Here is a 21,230-nt window from a genome sequence, read left to right on the forward strand (position 1 = left end):
GGGGGTGGCGGCAGTGGCGGGAGTGGTGGCAACGCGGGCGGGACCCTCCCGGGCACGACGACGAACGTCGACGCCGCCGTGGGCATGGGCGGCTACTTCCTCCAGACCATTGCCCCGGAACCCGAGACGCTGCTGGGTCTGTAGGCGCGGGGCCTCACGGGACCGGCATGCTCACCTGCCGCCGGTTCTTGCGTCGCCCTCCGGAGCCCGCCACTGGAGCTCCAGGTAAGGCGACGCCGGGTCGCTTCCCGGCACGGACGTGAAGCCGTGCCGGGTGTAGAGCCGCCGCGCCGGATTGTCGCGCGTGACATGCAGCAGCACGGGCACGCGCGCCCGCGCCGCCTCCGCTTGAATCGCTTTCAGCAGGTGCGTGCCCAGGCCTTGTCCCCGCCGCGTGGGAAGCAGGGTCACGTCCACGAGCAGCAGCTCCGAGGAGGTGCGCACGAGCCACTGGCGGCCCACGGGCACTCCCTCCACTTCGATGATGGCGTGGCCCTCCGGGGGATATGTCGCCGCGTAGTGGCGGGCCTGTGCCTGGTGCTGCATGCGCAGGAACAGCTCCGTTTGCGCGGGCGGCCAGCCCCACGCGGCCAGTTCCTGTTCGCGCGTGCTCGCGTAGAGCGTGAAGAGGAACGGTTCGTCCTCTGAGGTGACCGTGCGCAGGCAGGGCGCGAAGGAGGGGGGCGTCATCACGGCGGGGAATCCTACGCCGCGCGAACCTGTCCGACAGTCGGACAGGTTTGGGCCACCTCGGCTGGCGTCCCCAGTCCGCCGGACCTTCCCGTGGGTGCCGTGGCGGGCGGAATATGCACAGCATGAAGTTCAGGGGCTCCGTGCCCCATCGCTTCCAGGAGGTCCGTCCGGTGTCTTCCCGTCTTCCTCAGCACGTGCGCGTCGCCATCGTGGGCGCGGGCTTCGCCGGGCTGGGCATGGCCATCCGGTTGAAGCAGGAAGGCATCGACGACTTCGTCGTCCTGGAGCGCGCGGGCGACGTGGGCGGCGTCTGGCGCGACAACGTCTATCCCGGCTGCGCATGCGACGTGCAGTCGCTGCTGTATTCGTTCTCCTTCGCGCCGAACGCCGGCTGGTCGCGCGCCTACTCACCGGGCTGGGAGATCCAGGAGTACCTGCGCGACTGTGTGCGGCGGTTCCAGTTGGAATCCTTCCTGCGCTTCGGGCACGCGGTCCTCCGCGCGAAGTGGGACGTGGCGACGCGGCGCTGGGTGCTGGAGACATCCCACGGCACCCTCACCGCGGACGTCCTCGTGGCGGCGGTGGGCACGTTGAGCGAGCCCGTGATTCCACCCCTGCCCGGGCTGGAGCGCTTCCAGGGCAAGGTGATGCACTCGGCGCGGTGGGATGCGGGCTACACACTGGCCGGGCGTCAGGTGGGGGTGGTGGGCACGGGCGCGTCGGCGGTGCAGATCGTGCCGGCCATCCAGCCGGAGGTGGGCCGGCTCGTCCTCTTCCAGCGCACGCCCGCATGGGTATTGCCCCGGGGCGACAAACCCAACAGCGCCCTGCGAAAGGCCCTGTACCGGTGGGTGCCAGGCGCGCGGTGGCTTCTTCGTGGGGCGCTGCGCATCCTGCGCGACAGCCTGGCTTTGGGCTTCCAGCACCCATGGATCCTCCGGCTCGCGCAGCGATGGGTGCTCCGGCACATGTTGAAGGGGGTGAAGGATCCTTCGCTCCGCGAGCGGCTCACGCCCCGGTACACGATGGGGTGCAAGCGCATCCTCGTCTCCGACGACTATCTGCCGGCCCTCACGCGCCCGAACGTGGAGGTCGTCACCGCGTCCATCCGCGAGGTGCGCGAGGACGCGGTCGTCACCGGCGATGGTGCGGTCCACCCGGTGGACACGCTCATCTTCGGCACCGGGTTCCAGGCGACGGACATGCCCATGGGGCACCACATCCAGGGCCGGGACGGCCGGACGCTCGCGCAGGTGTGGGCGGGCAGTCCCCGGGCCTTCCTGGGCACCACCGTGAGCGGCTTCCCCAACCTCTTCCTGCTTCAGGGGCCCCACACCACCCTGGGCCACACCTCCGTGCTGTTGATGATGGAGGCCCAGGTGGAGCACGTGCTGGGCGCGCTGCGCTACCTGGAGGCCCGGGGCGCCGCCGCCGTGGAGCCGGATCCAAAGGCCCAGGACGCGTTCGTGCGTGAGCTGGAGGCGCGACTGTCCCGCTCGGTGTGGAACCAGGGGGGATGCCGGAGCTGGTACATGGACGCCACGGGGCGCAACTCCGCCCTCTGGCCCGGCACCACCGGGGCCTTCCGCCACCGGGTGGAGCACTTCGAACCGTCGGACTACGTCACGCTTCCGCGGGCGAGCGTGCCTCTCACGCTCCGGCCTTGAGGCAAGAGCGGGGCTTCAGGACTTCTTCGCGCGCTTCCGGGTCGTGGTCTTCCTCGCCGTCGCACGGCGGGCGGCCACGGCGGTCCGCGTCTTCTTGGCACCGGAGCGTTTGGCGGCGGGCTTCGAGCGCTCCTGCGACGCGTGGTAGCGCTCCAGGAGCTTCGTGCCCTTGGTGGCGAGCCGCTTCGCTCCAGCGCTGTCCTTCGGCACGGGTTCGCCCCAGGCGCGAGCGGACAGGGCGAGGCGCGTGGGCTTGCCCTTGTCATCCACCATGGGCCCGCGCGGGTGCGCGAAGTGGCGGAGCAGGAAGCTGCCCTTCCTGCGCATCTTCTCCGGTGTGTCCGCCTTGCCCTTCACGCCGGGCTTGAGGTTCGCGCCTTCCTTCTCGTGGAACCACTCGCGGCCCGCCGCGGTGAGGCCGCCCTTCGGATCCTTCAGGCGCCGCGTCCGCGTGACGCTCTTGCGAGTGGGGGAACGGGTCGGCATCGGACGTGCTCCTCTTTGGACGGAGGTGAAGGCTTCCGCATGAGAGGTAGGTCGTCCCGTCCTTGTTGGCACGCCGTGACAGGCTGCCTGCTTCCTACGGCGTGGGCTTCGCCTCCGGGGGCACCAGCGAATCCGCCAGCGCACGGATGGCGCGCGCGTGCGAGTGCCACAAGTCCTCGCCCTTGAAGAGGTCCAGCGGACGCTGGGGCGGCAGACCCCGGGCCTCGAAGTCCTGGCCCTGCGCGTCGGCGTAGTGCTCGTTCGACAGGTGCACCGTCCACCCGTTGGGTAGCGGCTTGACGAGCATGTCGGAGAACGCGCCCCGCGTGGCCATGCCCACGTGGACGACGTTCGGAAGCGCTCGCAGGGCCAGCGTGAGGACCTCGCCCGCGCTGACCGTGACGTCGCTCGTCACCACGTACACGGGCCCGTGGAAGGACGGACGCGATGAGGGCTGGAGTGTGAACACCTGCGGCGGAACATCCTTCGCGCCCGTCGCCCATTTGGAATACGCGCGCACGGGTTGGGCCGTGAAGCGCTCCGCGACGGCGCGGGCCACGGCGTCGTAGCCGCCCCGGTTGTTGCTCACGTCCAGGATGACCGCGTCCGCACCCGCGAAGGCCGTCAGCGCCTCGTCCAGCACCGGCTCCAGCGCGGCCAGTTCCTGGGCCAGCGTGGGCGTCTGTTCTCCCTCGCTGGCGACGAAGCCGCCCATCGTCAGCAGGTTGAGGTATGCGACGCGGGGCGCGGCGAAGCCCCTGAGGACGCGCTGGTTCGCGGCGTGATGCCCCTCGCCGCGCAGCACCGTCTGGAGGATGCCGTCGCGGTAGGCGCGCATCCATTCGCGCTGCACCTCGCGCTCGGGACGCCCCATCACGACCGCCGCCTGCTTCAACATGGCGAACGTGCCCGTGGAACGGGGCTCGTACGTCAACGTGTCCGAAGACGCATCGTCAGCGATCAGCTCCACGTGCGCATCGTTGAGCGAACGGAGTGCGTCCGCGAAGAGGGTGAACAGCGCGTGGCCGTCCATGCCCGGTGTCACCCGCGAGCGCTGCGCGTCCAGGCGGGCCAGCCAGTCCGGGTCTCGCTGGGGGAAGGCGGCGTAGTGCTCCGCGAAGGTCGCCCGGAACACGTCGAACATCTCCAGCGCGCTCCACACGTGTGGCGTGTCGCAGCTGGCGGGCAGGGCAGCCAGGCGGTCGAAGCGGTAGCGCGTCTCCCCTGGCCCGGCGAGGAAGTCACGGACGTCCGCCGAGGGCCCCGGCTCCTGCACACCGAACATCTCCACGAGCTCCGCCGACGATGACGGATCCGGATGGCACCCCGCCGCCGTCTCGTGGTGCAGGCGCAGGCCCTCCGGCGTCACCGAGAGCAGCCAGCCGTAGCCGCGAGAGCGCCACACGCCGTACGCGTCCGCGGCGCTGGCCTTCGACGCGGCATGCGGCGCGGCGCACGCGGTGAGCAGGCCCGCGAGGCCGAGGAGAACGGCCACGCGCCAACTTCCTCCACCACCCGACACCCCGCCGTGAGCGGGGCGGGGGGATGCGGGGCGTGCGCTATAAACCCCGCGCGGGGTGGGGGTGGCCTGCCCGCTGATGGGAGACATCATGGGTGGAGTCGCTCGGAAGTTGGGATGGGTGGCCCTGGCGCTGGCCGGGGCCTTCTGTCTGGGCGTGGTGGCGCTGCACCGGGGAGAGTCCATCAGCGCCATCTGGCTGGTGGTCGCCTCGGTCGCAACGTTCATGCTGGGATATCGTTTCTACGGCCGTTTCATTGCCGAAAAAGCGCTCCAGGTGGACCCCTCGCGCGCCACCCCCGCCGAGCGCCGCAACGACGGCCTGGACTACGTGCCCACGGACCGGTGGGTCGTGTTCGGCCACCACTTCGCGGCCATCGCGGGCGCGGGGCCGCTGGTGGGCCCGGTGCTGGCGGCGCAGATGGGCTACCTGCCCGGCACGCTCTGGATTCTCGCGGGCGTGGTGGTGGCCGGCGCGGTGCAGGACTTCGTGACGCTGTTCCTGTCCGTGCGCCGCGACGGCAAGTCGCTGGGCGACATGGTGCGCATGGAGCTGGGGCCCGCAGCCGGCGTGACGGCCATGGTGGGCGTGCTGATGATCATGATGATCATCCTGGCGGTGCTGGCGCTGGTGGTGGTGAAGGCGCTGACGCACAGCCCCTGGGGCACCTTCACCGTGGCGATGACCATCCCCATCGCGGTGGCCATGGGCCTGTACCTGCGCTACGTGCGGCCCGGCAAGGTGCTGGAGGTGTCCATCGTCGGCTTCGTGCTGCTGATGCTCAGCATCTGGCTGGGCGGCCAGGTCTCCGAGTCCGCCACCTGGGGCCCCTGGTTCACCTTCGACAGCCGCACGCTGGCGTGGCTGCTCATCGGTTACGGGTTCTGCGCGGCGGTGCTGCCGGTGTGGCTGTTGCTCGCGCCGCGCGACTACCTGTCCACCTTCCTCAAGATTGGCACCGTGCTGCTCTTGGCGGTGGGCATCATCCTGGCGGCGCCGCACATGAAGATGCCGGCGGTGACGCGTTTCGTGGACGGCTCCGGGCCGGTGTTCTCCGGCAGCCTGTTCCCGTTCCTCTTCATCACCATCGCGTGCGGCGCGGTGTCCGGGTGGCACTCGCTCATCGCGTCCGGCACCACGCCGAAGATGCTCGCCACGGAGGGCGACGCGAAGCTCGTGGGCTACGGCGCCATGCTGATGGAGGCCTTCGTGGCCATCATGGCGCTCATCGCCGCGTCGGTGCTGGAGCCGGGCGTCTACTTCGCCATGAACTCGCCCGCGGCGCTCATCGGCACCGAAGCGGCGCAGGCGGCGGCGACGATCAGCCAGTGGGGCTTCGTCATCACCCCGGAGGTGCTGGAGCAGACGGCGCGCGACATCGGTGAGACGACCATCCTGTCCCGCGCGGGCGGCGCGCCCACCCTGGCGGTGGGCATGGCGCAGATCCTCCACGGGCTGGTGTCCGGTAAGGGGATGATGGCCTTCTGGTACCACTACGCCATCCTCTTCGAGGCCCTCTTCATCCTCACCACCGTGGACGCCGGCACGCGCGTGGGGCGCTTCATGATTCAAGAGCTGGCGGGCCTGGTGTACGCGCCGCTCAAGCGCACGGAGTCCTGGGGCGCGAACCTGCTGGCCACCGGGCTGTGCGTGGCCGCCTGGGGCTACTTCCTCTACCAGGGCGTGGTGGATCCGCTGGGCGGCATCAACACGCTGTGGCCGCTGTTCGGCATCGCCAACCAGATGCTCGCCGCGGTGGCGCTCACGTTGGGCTGCGTGGCGCTGGTGAAGATGAAGCGCGAGCGCTACGTCTGGGTGCCCGGCATCCCCGCCGCGTGGCTGGTGCTGTGCACGCTCACCGCCGGCTTCCAGAAGGTGTTCGGCGGTGACGTGCGCGTGAGCTTCGTGGCCCACGCGCGGGCCTTCTCCCAGGCGGTGGCCGAAGGGCGTCTCATCGCCCCCGCGAAGTCCGTGGAGGAGATGGAGGCCATCATCCACAATGACTACCTGGATGCCGGCCTCACCGTGTTCTTCATGGGGGTGGTGGTGGCGACAATCCTCTTCGGCGTGCGCGCCGCGCTCCGGGCCCGGAGTTCGCCGGTGCCCACGTCGCACGAGACGCCCTACGTGGCCGCGGCCGTCCCGGTGAAGCCGTGAGGCGCGCACTCACGCAGGCGCTCCAGCGCGGCTGGCGGCAGGCCGTGCGCACCGCGCGGCTGATGATTGGCGTGCCGGATTACGACACCTACGTCGCCCACATGCGCCGTCATCATCCGGACAGGCCGGTGATGACCTACGCGGAGTTTTTCAACGACCGCCTCCAGGCCCGCTACCGCGGCGGTGGCGGCCGGTGCTGCTGAGAAGATGAATCGTTGAGTCTTCCAGATAAAGCTGCTTAGTGGGTTTTACGGGTCAAGCCCGTTCAACCCCTTCGCAGGAGTCTGCCGTGTCTCGTACCTCGACGCCGTTCCGGACGTGGGCGCTGGGCGCCGTGTTTCTCGCATCGTTGGGCGGCTGCTCGGGCCCGGAGGACGCGCCTGTCGCCGGGGAGCCGGTGGGGAACGTGGAGTCGGCCGCGCTGTCGACGCGGGTGGTGGGCTACCTGCCGACGTGGGCGGGGGATGTGAATGCGCTGCAGTACTCGAAGCTGTCTCACATCAACTACGCGTTCGTGTTGCCCACGGCGTCCGGCGGGCTCACGGGGGTGAGCAGCTCTGACGCGCGGCTGCGCTCGCTGGTGACGCAGGCGCATGCGCAGGGTGTGAAGGTGCTCATTGCCGTAGGCGGCTGGAACGACGGCAACGACAGCGCCTTCGAGCAGATGGCGGCCAACGCGAGCACGCGCACGGCGTTCGTGAACTCGGTGGTGAACTTCGTCAACGCGGCCGGGCTGGACGGCGTGGACATCGACTGGGAGTACCCGGACCCCGGCACGTCGGGGAACAACTACGCGGCGCTGATGCGCGAGCTGGGCGTGGCCATGCACAGCCGGGGCAAGCTGCTCACGGCGGCGGTGGTGGCCAACGGCTACACGGGCGGCGGCGTGCAGGCGTCCGTGTTCAACGACGTCGATTTCCTCAACATCATGGCCTACGACGGCGGGCAGCCGCATTCGACGTATGACCTGGCGGTCCAGTCGCTGAACTACTGGAAGGGGCGCGGGCTGCCGGCGTCGAAGGCGGTGCTGGGCGTGCCGTTCTACGGGCGCTCGCCGTCGAGCTACGTGGGCTATTCGGAGCTCGTCGCTCGCGACTCGCAGGCGCCCTACAAGGACAACGTGGGGGACGTCTATTACAACGGCATCGCGACCATCCAGGCGAAGACGCAGCTGGGGAAGCAGAACGGCGGCGTGATGATCTGGGAGCTGTCCCAGGACACGTCCGGGAGCACATCGCTGCTCAACGCCATCTACTCCGTGGCGCAGGGCACGGGCGGCGGCACGGGGGCGTACCGGCTGGTGAACAAGGCCTCCAGCCGGTGCATGGACATCAACGGCCCCAGCACGGCGGACGGCGCCACCATCCACCAGTGGGCCTGCCACACGGGCGCAAGCCAGCAGTGGTCGATGGAGGCGACGGACAGCGGCTACTACCGCTTCGTGTCGCGCTACAGCGGCAAGGCGCTGGACGTGCGGGACGTGAGCACGGCGGACGGCGCGGGGCTCCAGCAGTGGTCCTACGGCGGCGGGAGCAACCAGCAGTTCAAGCCGGTGGCCCTGGGCAACGGCTACCACCGCCTGGAGGCGCGCCACAGCGGCAAGGTGCTGGACGTGACGGGCTGCCAGCAGGGCAGCGGTGACGGCACGCTGCTCCAGCAGTGGACCTGGTCCAACAACGACTGCCAGCAGTTCCGGCTGGAAGCGCTGTAGCCCCTTGGCGGGAGGCGGGACCGGCGCCGTGCCGGCCCCGTCGTGCCCCGGGAGCACGGGGCGGATGGTATAGGGGCGTCCGCGATGACCGACTCATTCTCCCGGTGGGGGCAGCTGCTCCGTCGTCCCATCGACCTGGGGTGGGAGCGCCTGCGCGCCCCGTACGCGACGGCGCTGGGGTTGTGCTTCGCGGTGCTGGCGCTGCGCTCGCACGCGCGGCTCTTCCAGGCGCACCTGTGGGCGGAAGATGGAGCGGTGTTCCTGACGGATGCGCTCGCGCACGGCCTGGGCGCCACGTTCATCCCCTACGCGGGCTATCTGCACATCGTTCCCCGGTTGCTGGCCTGGGGCCTGTCGTTCCTGCCCATCGAGGCGTTCGCGCTTGGGCTGGCGTTCGTCATCCTGGCCATCGACGCGGCGGTGTTCGCGCTCATCGCGCGGGTCCGCTTCCGCTGGCTGGTGCCCCATGACGGCGTCCGCGTGCTCGCCGCCATGGCGTTCTGCTTCCTGCCGGGGACCTGGGAGGTGACGGGCAACCTCGCCAACCTCCACTCCATCCTCTTCTACGCGGCCATGCTCGTGGCGCTCCAGGACCTGGAGCGGCCGCTGGGAATCGCCGACGGCGTGGTGCTGCTCGCGGCGGCCTCGAGCGCGGGCGAGAGCGTGTTGCTCGCGCCGGTCTTCCTGCTGCGTGGCGTGATGCGGTGGCGCGACGGCCGGCCCGCGCGTGAGGTGCTCTGGGAGGGGATTGCGGTGGTGGTGCTGACCGTGCCGGCGGGGGTGAACATGGTGCTCTTCCGTCAGTCGGGCATGCCCGCTTCGGACTTCGCCCACTGGCCGCTCTCCCGCATGGCCGAGCACCTCTGGAACACGTTCAACGTCCGCTACGTGCTGCACCCGGTGCTGGGCGACGGAGGGACGCTGTCCTACTTCCGCCGGCCGCTCGTGGTCCGGATCCTGGTGGCGTGCGGGTTCATCGCCGTGCTCGTCCTGGGCCTCCGCCGGGTGCCCGCGCGTCCACGCGTGTTGCTGGTGGCCGCCTGCGCGTGTGTCTTCCTGTTGATCCCGCTCACCTGGTACGTGCGCTCCGGATCCGCCGAGTACCCCACGTTCGGCGCGTTCCGGGATCCGGGGGTGGTGGAGGACCGCTACATGCTGTTCGCGCTCCCGGCGGGTGTCGTCCTCTGGGTGGCGGCGCTGGCGAGGTTCCGGCCCCTCTTCGCCGCGGGCCTGTGCGTCGCCGTGATGGTGCTGGCCTATCCACGGTGGGCCTTCGAGCCGTGGGGCCCCGAGCGCGACTGGGCCCGGACCGCCCACCTCATCCGCGTGACCCGCGAGACACCGGGCGCGGAGGCTTACGTGCCCATCAATCCCATCGGGTGGTCCGTCTTTGTCCGAGGCGCCCCGCGCCCGTGACCGCTGTCAGGGCTCCTGGGCCTTCGAGAGCGCGTCGCGCAGCCTGTCGGCCAGCACCTGGACGTGGGGTGACTTCAGGAAGGAGTAGTGGTCTCCGGGCACCGGGTGCACGTCCAGTCCGCCAGGCGCGTAGGCGGCCCAGCCGTGGTCCCAGCGTGAGTCCTCCGCTTCGAACACGGTGAAGGGCCCGCTGGCCGGAGGCGGTGCGTAGACCCAGGCCGCGTGCAGGTGGACCTCGAACGCGTGGCGCATCTCGCGCAGCGGTTGCTCCGACGCGAACAGGGGCTGGCTGGCCTGTTCCAGCGCTTCCATCCACTGGTGGGGGGAGAGCCCTTCGTTCGGAGGCAGCGGCTGGCCCGAGGCGCGCAGTAGATCCTCCAGGAACATCGCGCTCAGCCGCGCCTTCGCGTTCACGTCATCCGGGTTGCCCGAGTGCAGTCTCGCGGAGGTGTCCAGCAGCGCGAGCAGCGCCACCGTCTCGCCTTCGCGCCGCAGCTGGTGGGCCATCTCCCACGCGACGCTGCCGCCCATGGACCAGCCGCCCAGCAGATAGGGGCCGTGCGGTTGGACCTCGCGTATCGCGCGCACGTAGAGGGCCGCCATCTTCGGGATGGATTCGCAGGGGGGCTCCGCGCCGTCCAGACCGCGGGCCTGGAGTCCGTAGAACGGCTGCTGGGGCCCCAGGGCTCGGGCCAGCTCCGCGTAGGGGACGACGTTGCCTCCCACCGCGTGGACGCAGAAGAAGGGACGCACGCCTTCCTGTCCCTCCTGGATCGCGACGAGGGGCGTCCAGGGCGCGGCGTCGTCCCGGAGCAGGCCCGCCAGGTGCTCCACGGTCGCGTTCTGGAAGAGGGCCGCCACGGGCAGCGGACGGCCCAGCCTGGCGCGGATGGCGGACTGCAACCGCAAGGTCAGCAGCGAGTGCCCGCCCAGTTCGAAGAAGTTGTCGCGCACGCCAATGGGGTGCACGCCCAGCACCTCCTCCCAGATGCGCACGAGCCGCAGCTCCAGCGGCGTCCGGGGCGCCACCAGGGTCCGCGTGTCTTCACGACCTCCTTCGGGCGCGGGCAGCGCCTTGCGGTTCACCTTGCCCGAGGGCGTCAGCGGGAACCTCTCCATCGGGACCCAGCGCGCGGGCACCATGTATTCCGGCAGCCGCTGCTGGAGGAAGCTCCGCAGCGCGCCGACGTCCAGGGACTTCCCGGCGGCGCCCACCACCCAGGCCACCAGTCGCTTCTGGCCGCCGCCGTCGTCCCTTGCGTCGACGATGCAGTCCCGCACCGACGGGTGCTGCGCCAGCGCCGCTTCGACTTCTCCCAGCTCGATGCGGAAGCCGCGCACCTTCACCTGCGCGTCGCGCCGGCCGAGGAACTCCAGCGTGCCGTCCGGCAGGAACCGGGCCCAGTCGCCCGTGCGGTACAGCCGGCCTCCCGGCGTGGGGCTGTGGGGGTCGGGGATGAAGCGGTCGGCGGTGAGGCCGGGCTGCTCCAGGTAGCCGCGGCAGACCTGGACGCCGCCCACGTACAGCTCGCCCGTCACGCCTCGCGGCACCGGGCGCAGGTGCGCGTCCAGCACGTGGATGGCCACGTTGCTCAGGGGCTTGCCAATGGAGGGCAGGTCCGGCCACGCCGCCGGGTCGCCCTTCAGCGACAGCGACGTCACCGCGTGGGCTTCGGAGGGCCCGTAGTGGTTGTGCAGCACGGCGCCCGTGCGCTTCATGAAGCGGCGGAGCGCGGGCGTCATGCGCAGCTGCTCACCCGCGACCATGATCTCCCGGACGCGCGTGGGGAAGGTGCCCTCGCGCTCGGCCACCTCCGCCAGGTTCTGGAGCGCGACGAAGGGCATGAAGAACCGCTCGATGCCCGCGCCCTCCAAAAGCGCGAGCAGCTGGCTTGCGTCTCGGCGGACCTCGTCGGTGAGCAGCACCAGCTCGCCGCCCGCGGCCCAGGTCGCGAACAGCTCCTGGAAGGATACGTCGAAGCTCAGCGCGGAGAACTGGAGCGTGCGCGCCCCGGGCGCCACCGAGTCCCCCAACTGCCAGTGGAGCAGGTTCACCAGCGCCTCGCGGTGCATCGCGATGCCCTTGGGCGTGCCGGTGGAGCCGGAGGTGAAGATGACGTAGGCGAGCGCCTGCGCGTTGCCCACGGGGTCGGGACGCGCGTCGGACTCGCGGGTGAGGAGGTCCGCCTGCGTGTCGAGCTCCAGCGACAGCGCGGTGCCACTGGCCAGGACGCCGCGCAGCGCACGCGACGTGAGCAGCACCGCCGCCCCCGACGCTTGGAGCATCGCGGAGAGCCGCTCCGGCGGATAGGCCGGATCCAGCGGCACGTAGGCGCCCCCCGCCTTGAGCGTTCCCAGCACGGCCACGGCCAGCTCCAGCGAGCGGTGCAGATGGATGCCCACGCGGACGTCGGCGCTCACGCCGTGCCGGCGCAGGTGGTGCGCGAGTTGGTTGGAGCGGCGCTCCAGCTCTCCGTAGGTGAGCGTCTGAGCTCCGAAGCGCACCGCGATGGCGTCAGGCGTGCTCGTGGCCGTGGCTTCGAAGAAGGCATGGACGCTGGGCACGGCGGGGTAGGGCACCGATTGGAGCGTCCACTGCGCGAGCTGTCGTTGCTCCGTGTCGGTGAGCAGGGGCAGCGTGGTCAGCGGGGCATCCGGTGCCGCGAGCGCGCTTTCGAGGAGCTGCGTGTAGTGGTCCGCGAAGCGCGCGACCGTGTCCTCGTCGAAGAGGGCGGTGTTGTACTCCCAGGCGCTCGACCATCCATCGGGCGACTCGCGCACGAAGAGGGTGAGGTCGAACTTGGCCATTCCAGGCTCGAAGGTCAGCGCCCGCACGGAGACACCGGGCAGCTCCCAGGGAGCGCCCGCGTTCTGGAAGACGAACATCACCTGGAACAGCGGCGAGCGGCTCAGGTCACGCGAGGGAACGAGCGCATCGACGAGCTGTTCGAAGGGCATGTCCTGGTGGGCGTAGGCACCGAGGCAGGCCTCGCGGACGCGGCCCAGCAGCGCGCGGAAGCTCTCCGCGCCGGAGGCATCCACGCGAAGCGCGAGGGTGTTGGTGAAGAAGCCAATGAGGTTCTCCACCTCGCGACGGCCGCGCCCGGCGATGGGCGTGCCGACGACGATGTCCTCCTGGCCGCTGTGACGGGCGAGCAGCGCATGGAAGCCCGCGAGCAGCAGCATGAAGGGAGTGACACCGGCATCGCGCGCCAGCGATTGGATGGCGGCGGGTAGAGAAGCAGGCAATGGGCGTGAGAACTGGAGGCCCTTGAAGGACTGCACGGGCGGACGCGGCCGGTCCGTGGGCAGGTCCAACGTGGGAGGAGCACCCTCGAGGTGCTGTTTCCACCACGTGCGCTGCGCCTCCAGGGTTTCCCCCTGCATCACCTGTCGCTGCCAGACAGCGAAGTCCGGGTACTGCACGGGGAGCTGGGACAGGGCCGAGGACTCGCGCCGCACGCTGGCGGCGTAAAGGGCCCTGAGCTCGCGCACCAGGATGTCGATGGACCAGAAGTCACAGACGATGTGGTGCATGACCAGCAGCAACGCGTGACGCTCCGGCGCGGTGCGTACCAGCGTGGCGCGCACGAGCGGCCCATGCTCCAGGTCGAAGGGCTTGCGCACCTCCGCTTCCGCACGCTGGCGGAGCGCATCGTCCGAGGCCTCCTCCAGTGCGAGCGTCAGGGGCTGATGCGCACGGACGTGCTGCACGGGCTGTCCGTGCGCTTCGGAGAAGGTGGTGCGCAGGGCTTCATGGCGCTGGACGAGCGCGTCCAACGCGGCCTCCAACGCGCGAGCATCCAGCGGTCCCTCCAACTGGAAGAAGAAGGGCACGTTGTACGCGTACCCTTCCGGCTCCAGCCGCGCGAGGAACCACAGCCGCTGCTGCGCGAAGGACAGGGGAAGGGACTGCTCGCGCGACACCTCGACGATGGGCGGCACCAACTGCCCGGTGCCTCCCTTCTTCATCGCCTCCAGCCGCTCGGCGAACCTCGCCACCGTGGGCGCCTCGAAGAGCAGGCGCACGGGGACGTCCTGCTGGAGTACGTCCCGCAGGCGCGACACCACGCGCGTGGCCAGGAGCGAGTGGCCTCCCAGCTCGAAGAAGTTGTCGTGCGCACCCACGCGGCTCACGTTCAGGAGCGGCGCCCACAGCTCCGCGACCAGGGACTCCCAGCCCTCTCGCGGCGCGACGTAGGTGTCCTTGCTCCCGCTCGCGTCCGGTGCGGGCAGTGCCTTGCGGTCCACCTTCCCCGAAGGCGTGAGCGGCAGCCGCTCCAGCTTCACGATGGCGGAGGGCACCATGTGCGCCGGCAGCTTCGCGGCGAGGCTGGTGCGCAGCGCGACCTGCTCCACCTCCGCGCCGACGACGTAGGCCACCAGGCGCTTGTCGCCGGGGACGTCCTCGCGCACGACGACGACCGCGTCCGTGACGCCCTCCGAGTCCTTGAGGGCGGTCTCGATTTCTCCCGGCTCGATGCGGAAGCCGCGCACCTTCACCTGTGAGTCGTTCCGGCCGAGGAAGTCGAGCACGCCGTCGGCGCGCCACCTCGCGCGGTCACCCGTGCGATACAGCCGCGCTCCTGGCGTGGTGCTGAATGGATGCGGAACGAAGCGCTCCGCCGTCAACGCGGGCTGGTACAGGTAGCCCCACGCCAGACCGTCACCGCCCACGTACAGCTCGCCCGCCACACCCACGGGGGCCGGGGCGCCCAGCGCGTCCAGCACGTAGGCCTGCGAGTTGGCGATGGGCTGGCCAATGGAAATGGGGGCTCGCGCATCCGCGGGTACGGTCAGCCGGTGCGCGGTGGAGAGGGTCGTGTTCTCCGTGGGGCCATAGGCGTTGACGATGAGCTGGCCCTCTTCCAGAAGTCTCCGCGCGGCCACCGGGGACATCACGTCTCCGCCCGTCAACACCTGCCGTACGCGCGCGAGCGCGCGGGGCTGTGCCATCACCATCTGCTCGAACAGCGCGGTGGTGAGGAACAGCGTGGTGATGCCTTCGCGCTCCAGCGTGGAACCCAGCTCCTCCAGTGACGGCTGGTGCGCCGGGAAGACGACCAGCTTCGCGCCGTGCAGCAGCGCGCCCCACAGCTCCAGCGTCGCCGCGTCGAAGGAGATGGGCGCCAGCTGGAGGAACACCTCCTCCGGCCCGAACCGCGCGTAGTTCGCGCCCGTCACCAGCCGCACCACGCCCCTGTGCGGGATGCACACGCCCTTGGGCCGGCCGGTGCTGCCGGATGTGTACATGACGTAGGCCAGCGCCTCGGGAGGCACGTGGATGCGCGGCGCGTGCGTGGACTCCCTCGCGAACGGACGCCACGACGGCTCCAGCACCACCACCCGCGCCTCCAGCGCCGCGAGCTTCTCCTCCTGTCCCGGTTGCACGAGCAACACCGGCAATTGCGTGTCCCGGGCCATGAAGAGGAGGCGCTCGGCCGGGTAGGACGGATCCAACGGGACGTAGGCGCCACCGGCCTTGAGGATGGCCAGCGTGGCCACCACCATCTCCAGCGAGCGGCCGGTGCACAGGCCCACCGGGGTGCCTGCGCCCACGCCCAGTCCTCGAAGGTGGTGCGCGAGCTGGTTCGCGCGGGCATCCAGCTCCGCGTACGTCAGTTGGCTGCCTTCAAACGACACCGCGATGGCATGCGGCGCGCGCGCGGCCTGCGCTTCGAAGAGGGAGGGCAGGGACGCATCGCGTGGATAGTCGGCTTGGGTGTCGTTCCAGGACACCAGCAGCTGCTGACGCTCCTCCTTGGAGAGCAGCGAGATGCGGGAGAGGGGCCGCTCGAAGTCGGAGACGGCGGCCTCCAGCAGGCGCGTGTAGTGCGCGGCCATGCGCGCCACCGTCGCCTCCTCGAAGAGGGCGGTGTTGTACTCCCAGAGGAAGCCCAGGCCCTCCTGGGCCTCCTGCGCGAAGAGGGTGAGGTCGAACTTCGACATCCCTGTCTCCACGTCCAGCGGCTCCACGGCCAGGTCCGGCAGCGCCCGCGCCGGAGCGCCTCCGGCGTTCTGCAGGACGAACATCACCTGGAACAGCGGCGCGCGGCTGGAGTCGCGCTCGGGCTGGAGCGCGTTCACCAACTGCTCGAAGGGCAGGTCCTGGTGGACGAAGGACTCCAACGTGACGTCGCGCGCGAGCCCCACCAGGTCGTGGAAGCTCGTGTCCCGGGTCGCGGTGATCCGCAAAGGCACCGTGTTGATGAAGAAGCCGACCAGGCCTTCCAGCTCCTGCCGCTGACGGCCCGCGAGCGGCGCTCCGATGACGAGGTCGTCCTGCCCGCTGTAGCGGGAGAGCAGGGCGTGGAATCCCGCAAGCAGCAACATGAAGGGTGTCACGCCGTGGCGCTGGCCCAGGGCCTCCACGGCCCGAGACAGCGCGGGCGAGGCCTTCCATGCCAGGTGCGCGCCCTCGAAGGTCTGCACCGCCGGACGAGGAAGGTCCGTGGGCAGCATCAGGGCGGGAGGCGCATCCTGGAGCCGGGCCTTCCACCATCCGAGCCGCTCATCCACCGTCGCGCCCACCCACGACAGGCGCTGCCAGCGAGCGAAGTCCGCGGGCTGGAGCGGCATCGCGGGCAGCTCCGCCGAGGATCCACCCGTCTCCTCGCGGTAGAGCGCCGTCAGCTCGCGCTCCATCACGCCCAGCGACCAACCGTCGCAGATGATGTGGTGCAGCGTGATGAGCAGGGCATGGTCCCCGTCACCCACGCGCACCAGCGTCGCGCGCAGCAGGGGGCCTTCGGCGAGGTCGAAGGGACGGCGCACCTCTGCCTCCGCCCGACGCGTGAGCGCGTCCGGCGAAGACACCTGCTCGCGGAGCAAGGGCACATCCAGCACCGAGGCAATGCGCTGCACCGGCTGGCCCTGGTGCTCCACGAAGGTCGTGCGCAGCGCCTCGTGCCGCTGGACCAGACGCTGGAGGCCGCGCTCCAACGCGTCCGCGTCCAGAGGGCCCGTCCAGCGCGTGAACCAGGGCAGGTTGTACGAGAACCCGTCCGGATCCATCCGGGTGAGGAACCACAGGCGCGCCTGCGCGAAGGACAGGGGCGTCTCTCCAGGTGGGCGCGGCACGAGCGGCGGCTCCGCGCCCTGGCCGGCCTCCGGCTTCAGCGAGGCCAGATGCTCCGCCAATTCCTCCACGGTGGGGAAGGCGAACAGCGCGCGCACGGGCAGGTCCACCTGGAGCCGGTCGCGCAGCCGAGACGTCACCTGCGTCGCCAGGAGAGAGTGCCCACCGAGCTCGAAGAAATGGCCGTGCACGCCCACGCGAGACAGTTGCAGCAGCGAGGCGAAGACGGCCGCCACCTCCGTCTCCAGCGGCGTGCGCGGGGCCACGAAGTCCCGAGCTGCTTCCGCGTCGTCGTCCGGGGCCGGCAGGGCGCGGCGGTCCAGCTTGCCGCTGGGCGTGAGCGGGAACGCATCCAGCAGCACGAAGGCTGCGGGCACCATGTACTCCGGCAGCCGCTCGCGCAGCGCCGCCTTGAGCTCGCTGGCATCCACGGCCGCCCCTGGCTGTGTCACCACGTAGGCCACCAGGTGCTTGCCCCGGGCCGCGTCCTCGCGGGCCACCACCGCCACGTCCTTCACGCCCGGCAGCTTCGCCACCGCCGCCTCCACCTCCGGCAGCTCGATGCGGTAGCCGCGCAACTTCACCTGCGCGTCGCGCCGGCCCAGGAACTCCAGCGTGCCGTCCGGCAGATACCTGGCGAAGTCACCGGCGCGGTACATCCGCGCGCCCGGGTGCGGGCTCAGCGGATCCGGCACGAAGCGCTCCGCCGTCAGGTCCGGCCGGTGCAGGTAGCCTCGCGCCAGTCCCGCGCCGCCGATGTACAGCTCGCCCGCGACGCCCACCGGCACCGGCTCGCCGCGCGTGTCCAGCAGGTACGTCCGCGCGTTGGTGATGGTGCGGCCAATGGGCGGCAGGTCCGGCCACGCATCCGGGTTCCCCTTCAGCACGTGCGCGGTGGCCGCATGCGTCTCCGTGGGGCCGTAGTGGTTGTCCAGCACGCACCCGTCCAGCGCGTGGAGCAGCCTGCGCAGCGCGGGGGTCATCCGCAGTTGCTCGCCGGCGGTGTTGATCTCCCGCAGCGTCGTGGGCACGAGCCCTTCCGCGTCCGCCACCTCCGCCAGGTGCTGGAGCGCCACGAAGGGCAGGAAGATGCGCTCCACGCCGTGGGCGCGCATCAGCGTGAGCAGGGCCCGGCCGTCGCGCCGCGTGTCCTCCGGCATGAGCACCAGCTCTCCGCCCGCGGCGAAGGTGGGCAGCATCTCCTGGAAGCAGACGTCGAAGCTCAGCGCGGAGAACTGGAGCGTGCGTCCCCGGGGCGCGGCGGAGCGGCGCACCTGCCACTGGATGAGGTTGAGCAGCGGGCGGTGCGGCATCGCCACGCCCTTGGGCACGCCCGTGGAGCCGGACGTGAAGATGACGTAGGCCAGCGTGTCCGGCCCTCCCACTGGCACGGGCGCTGTCGCGGGTGTGCCAGGGTCGTCCTCCAGGAACAGCCGCTCCACGCCGTCCTCCGGTAGGCCGGACGCCAGCGAGCGCCGGGTGACGAGCACCTTCGCGCGAGACGTCTGGAGCATCAGCGCCAGCCGCTCCGGCGGATAGGCCGGATCCAACGGGCAGTAGGCCGCCCCCGACTTGAGGATGCCCAGCACGCCCACCGCCAGCTCCAGCGAGCGGTCCACGCACAGCCCCACCGCCGTGTCCGGCGTCACGCCGCGCGCCCGCAGCGCATGGGCCACGCGGTTCGCCCGGGCCTCCAGCTCCGCGTACGTCAGGTGCGCGTCTCCAAAGCGCACCGCCACCGCGTCCGGGCTCCTGCGCACGCTGTCCTCGAAGAGGGCGTGCACGCCGGAGCGCACCGGCACCTCCGCGAAGGTGTCGTTCCAGTCCACCACCGCGCGCTCCCGCTCGCGCGGCGTCAGCAGGGGGAGCTCGGAGACGGCAGACTCCGGCCGGGCGACGGCGCCCTCCAGCAGGCGCGCGTAGTGCGCGGCCATGCGCGCCACCGTCGCCTCGTCGAAGAGGTCCGCGTTGTACTCCCAGCGGGCCTCCATGCCGCCGGGGTCCTCGTAGAGGAAGAGGGTGACGTCGAAGCGCGCGACGCCGGGCTCGAAGTCCACCTCCGTCACGGTGAGGCCGGGCCACTTGAGCGCGGCCCACGGCGAGTTCACGTGCACGAACATCGCCTGGAACAGCGGCGAGCGGCTGGGGTCGCGCTGGGGCACCAGCAGGTCCACCAGCTGTTCGAAGGGCATGTCCGGATGCGCGTACGCGCCCATGCACACGTCGCGCACGCGGGCGAGCAGCGCGAGGAACGTCGGGTCGCCAGAGGCGTCCAGCCGCAGCGCCAGCGTGTTGGCGAAGAAGCCGATGAGCCGCTCCACCTCGCGACGGCCGCGCCCCGCCACGGGCGTGCCCACCACCAGGTCCTCCTGCCCGCTGTAGCGCAGCAGCAGCACCTGGAACGCCGCCAGCAGCGCCATGTACGGCGTGACGGCCGCCTTGCGGCTCAGCTCGCGGATGCCCGTGGCCAGCGCCGGAGACATGGGCAGGCGGTACACCGCGCCCCGCGACGTCTGGCGCGGCGGGCGGGGCCGGTCCGTGGGCAGCTCCAGCGCGGGCGGCGCCCCCGAAAGCCGCTCCTTCCACCACGCGCGCTCGGCCTCCAGGAAGTCGCCCGTGAGCGCCTGGCGCTGCCAATGCGCGAAGTCCGCATACTGCGCCGGCAGCTCCGGCAGGCGGGGCGGCTCGTTCCGCGTGAAGGCGGTGTAGAGCGCGCTCAGCTCGTTCGCCATCCACCCCAGCGACACCGCGTCGCAGACGATGTGGTGCGTGACGAAGAGCAGCGCGTGCTCGTCCGGAGCGAGCCGCGCCAGCGTGGTCCGCACCAGCGGCCCGCGCTCCAGGTCGAACGGCCCACGGGCCTCCGCCTCCGCGCAGTCGCGAAGGGCGCGCTCACGCGCATCCCCGTGCGTGGACAGGTCCACCCCGCGCAGGGGCACATCCAGCGCCGGAGCGATGCGCTGCACCGGCTGTCCGTCCACGGCGGCGAACGTGGTGCGCAGCGATTCATGCCGGGCCACCACGGCCTGGAGCGCCCGCTCCAGCGCGCCCGCGTCCAGCTCCCCCTTCAGCCGCACGAAGAAGTAGACGTTGTACGTGGCGCTCGTGCCCTCCAACTGCGCCAGGAACCACAGGCGCTGCTGCATGAAGGACAGCGGGAGCGCCTGCGCGCGGGAGACGAGGGGCAGCGGGGCGCGCTTCTTCCCCGGCGTGGCCGGCGAGGACGTCGTCATCGGAATGGCTCCGTTACACTTCGAAGGCGGCGAAGCCGCGCGAGCGCAGGGCGCGCAACAGCACGGCGAGGACGAAGAACCCCAGGGCCGCGCTCGCGGTGACCCACCGGATGCCCCAGCGGTCCCCCAGCGCGCCCTGCAACCACACGCCCAACGTGAAGCCCACGAAGAGCAGCATCGCGCTCAGGCTGGCGATGCGCGCCTGGAGCTCGTTGGACACGCGCGCCAGACACAGCGCGGACAGCCCCGTGAGCGTCAGCATGTACAGCGCGCCCAGCGCCATCACCGCGACCGCCGCGACCGCCAGCGACGGTGACAGCCAGTACGCCGCCGCCGTGGGGCCAATCAGCAGCAGGCCCACTTCCAGCAGCCGCCCCTTGCCAAACCGGTCCGCGAGCGCCCCCGCGCTCAGCGCCGCCAGGAGCGAGCCCACGCCCTGCGCCGTGACGAGCACCGATGTCGCGCCCGCGTCCAGCTGGAACACCTGGATGGCCATCACCGGCGCCAGCGCCGTGAAGGGCGCGATGCACACCGCGATGGCCAGCGTGCCACCCAGCGCCACCACCAGGGCCTCGTCCGCGAGCGCCACCCGGAAGCCCTGCCGGATGCCCGCCCACAACCCGCCGAAGTCCGCCGTCTTCCCCGCGGCCGTGGCCCGCACCTGCGTGAGCGACAGCACCACCGCGCCAAAGGACAGCGTGTTGAGGAGCAGCGCCCAGGCCACGTCCGCGTGCGCGATGACGAGCGCCCCCAGCGCGGGCCCGCAGATGCGGCCCAGGTTGTTCTGCGCGGCGTTGAGGCTGAGCGCGCTGTGCAGGTCCTCCTTCGGCACCGACACGGCGATCATCGCGGAGTACGCGGGCGTGAAGAGCGTCACCGCGCAGCCGTTGAGGAAGGAGATGACCGCCACCCACTGCACGGTCAGCCTTCCGCTGAAGGCCAGCGCCGCCAACGTGCCCGCGAGCACCATCTGCACCAGCGCCCCCAGGCCCACCGCCCGGCGCCGGTCGAACCGGTCTCCCAGCGCGCCTCCCAACGGCGACAGCACGATGGCCGGCAGGAACGTCAGCGCCGCCACGCCCCCCGTCCACTCCGCCCGGCCCGTGACCTTCGTCACGTACACGCCCAGCGCCAGCACCTCCATCCACGTGCCGATGTTGGACAGCGCCGCTCCGCTCCACAGCAGGGCGAAGTCGCGGTGCTTCATCACGCGCAGCGAGGACAGACGGGACGGAGGAGGCGTGGACACACTCGCTTTCTAATTCACCG

10 protein-coding genes are annotated in these 21,230 nt (G+C 70.9%); 5 read left to right on the top strand and 5 right to left on the bottom strand.

The genetic code is table 11. The features are described 5' to 3' along the window. Positions 1 to 171: 171 nt before the first annotated feature. Entirely contained in the window at positions 172 to 690 is a 519-nt protein-coding gene (locus tag D7Y21_RS17390; protein WP_120563597.1) for a GNAT family N-acetyltransferase, read from the bottom strand. Positions 691 to 863: 173 nt separating this feature from the next. Here D7Y21_RS17390 and D7Y21_RS17395 point away from each other — a divergent pair, with 173 nt between their 5' ends. Beyond that, complete coding sequence (locus tag D7Y21_RS17395; RefSeq protein WP_233591568.1) at positions 864 to 2,360, top strand: NAD(P)/FAD-dependent oxidoreductase; 1,497 nt, start codon at positions 864 to 866, stop codon at positions 2,358 to 2,360. 15 nt (positions 2,361 to 2,375) lie between these two features. Here D7Y21_RS17395 and D7Y21_RS17400 read toward each other — a convergent pair whose 3' ends face one another. After that, positions 2,376 to 2,846, bottom strand: coding sequence for a DUF6321 domain-containing protein (locus D7Y21_RS17400; RefSeq protein ID WP_120563596.1), 471 nt, complete (start codon positions 2,844 to 2,846; stop codon positions 2,376 to 2,378). Between the two features lie 94 nt (positions 2,847 to 2,940). After that, complete coding sequence (locus tag D7Y21_RS17405; protein ID WP_158627305.1) at positions 2,941 to 4,341, bottom strand: S41 family peptidase; 1,401 nt, start codon at positions 4,339 to 4,341, stop codon at positions 2,941 to 2,943. Between the two features lie 115 nt (positions 4,342 to 4,456). Here D7Y21_RS17405 and D7Y21_RS17410 point away from each other — a divergent pair, with 115 nt between their 5' ends. The 4 genes from D7Y21_RS17410 to D7Y21_RS17425 all read left to right on the top strand — a co-directional run bounded on the left by D7Y21_RS17410 (position 4,457) and on the right by D7Y21_RS17425 (position 9,650). Beyond that, a complete protein-coding gene (locus D7Y21_RS17410; protein WP_120563762.1) occupies positions 4,457 to 6,523 on the top strand; it encodes a carbon starvation CstA family protein in 2,067 nt (688 codons plus the stop codon). Further along, entirely contained in the window at positions 6,520 to 6,726 is a 207-nt protein-coding gene (locus D7Y21_RS17415; protein WP_120563595.1) for a YbdD/YjiX family protein, read from the top strand. Before D7Y21_RS17410 ends, D7Y21_RS17415 begins: the two co-directional genes overlap by 4 nt. A gap of 86 nt (positions 6,727 to 6,812) precedes the next feature. Continuing rightward, the gene (locus D7Y21_RS17420) at positions 6,813 to 8,234 is read left to right on the top strand and encodes an RICIN domain-containing protein (RefSeq protein ID WP_120563594.1); all 1,422 of its coding nucleotides are present in this window, start codon (positions 6,813 to 6,815) and stop codon (positions 8,232 to 8,234) included. 84 nt (positions 8,235 to 8,318) lie between these two features. After that, positions 8,319 to 9,650, top strand: coding sequence for a hypothetical protein (locus D7Y21_RS17425; protein ID WP_120563593.1), 1,332 nt, complete (start codon positions 8,319 to 8,321; stop codon positions 9,648 to 9,650). Between the two features lie 6 nt (positions 9,651 to 9,656). On the opposite strand, the gene D7Y21_RS17430 is transcribed toward D7Y21_RS17425, so the two are convergent. After that, a complete protein-coding gene (locus tag D7Y21_RS17430) occupies positions 9,657 to 19,961 on the bottom strand; it encodes a non-ribosomal peptide synthetase (protein ID WP_120563592.1) in 10,305 nt (3,434 codons plus the stop codon). A 13-nt stretch (positions 19,962 to 19,974) separates the two neighbouring features. After that, positions 19,975 to 21,210, bottom strand: coding sequence for an MFS transporter (locus D7Y21_RS17435; RefSeq protein WP_199724318.1), 1,236 nt, complete (start codon positions 21,208 to 21,210; stop codon positions 19,975 to 19,977). Positions 21,211 to 21,230 lie beyond the last annotated feature (20 nt).

This window comes from Corallococcus sp. AB045, from assembly GCF_003668895.1.
In the GTDB taxonomy this organism is placed as follows: domain Bacteria; phylum Myxococcota; class Myxococcia; order Myxococcales; family Myxococcaceae; genus Corallococcus; species Corallococcus coralloides.

Coding starts and splice junctions, on each gene's coding strand:
- D7Y21_RS17390 (WP_120563597.1), bottom strand. CDS start 690: ATGACGCCCCCCTCCTTCGCGCCCTGCCTGCGCACGGTCACCTCAGAG.
- D7Y21_RS17400 (WP_120563596.1), bottom strand. CDS start 2,846: ATGCCGACCCGTTCCCCCACTCGCAAGAGCGTCACGCGGACGCGGCGC.
- D7Y21_RS17410 (WP_120563762.1), top strand. CDS start 4,457: ATGGGTGGAGTCGCTCGGAAGTTGGGATGGGTGGCCCTGGCGCTGGCC.
- D7Y21_RS17425 (WP_120563593.1), top strand. CDS start 8,319: ATGACCGACTCATTCTCCCGGTGGGGGCAGCTGCTCCGTCGTCCCATC.
- D7Y21_RS17430 (WP_120563592.1), bottom strand. CDS start 19,961: ATGACGACGTCCTCGCCGGCCACGCCGGGGAAGAAGCGCGCCCCGCTG.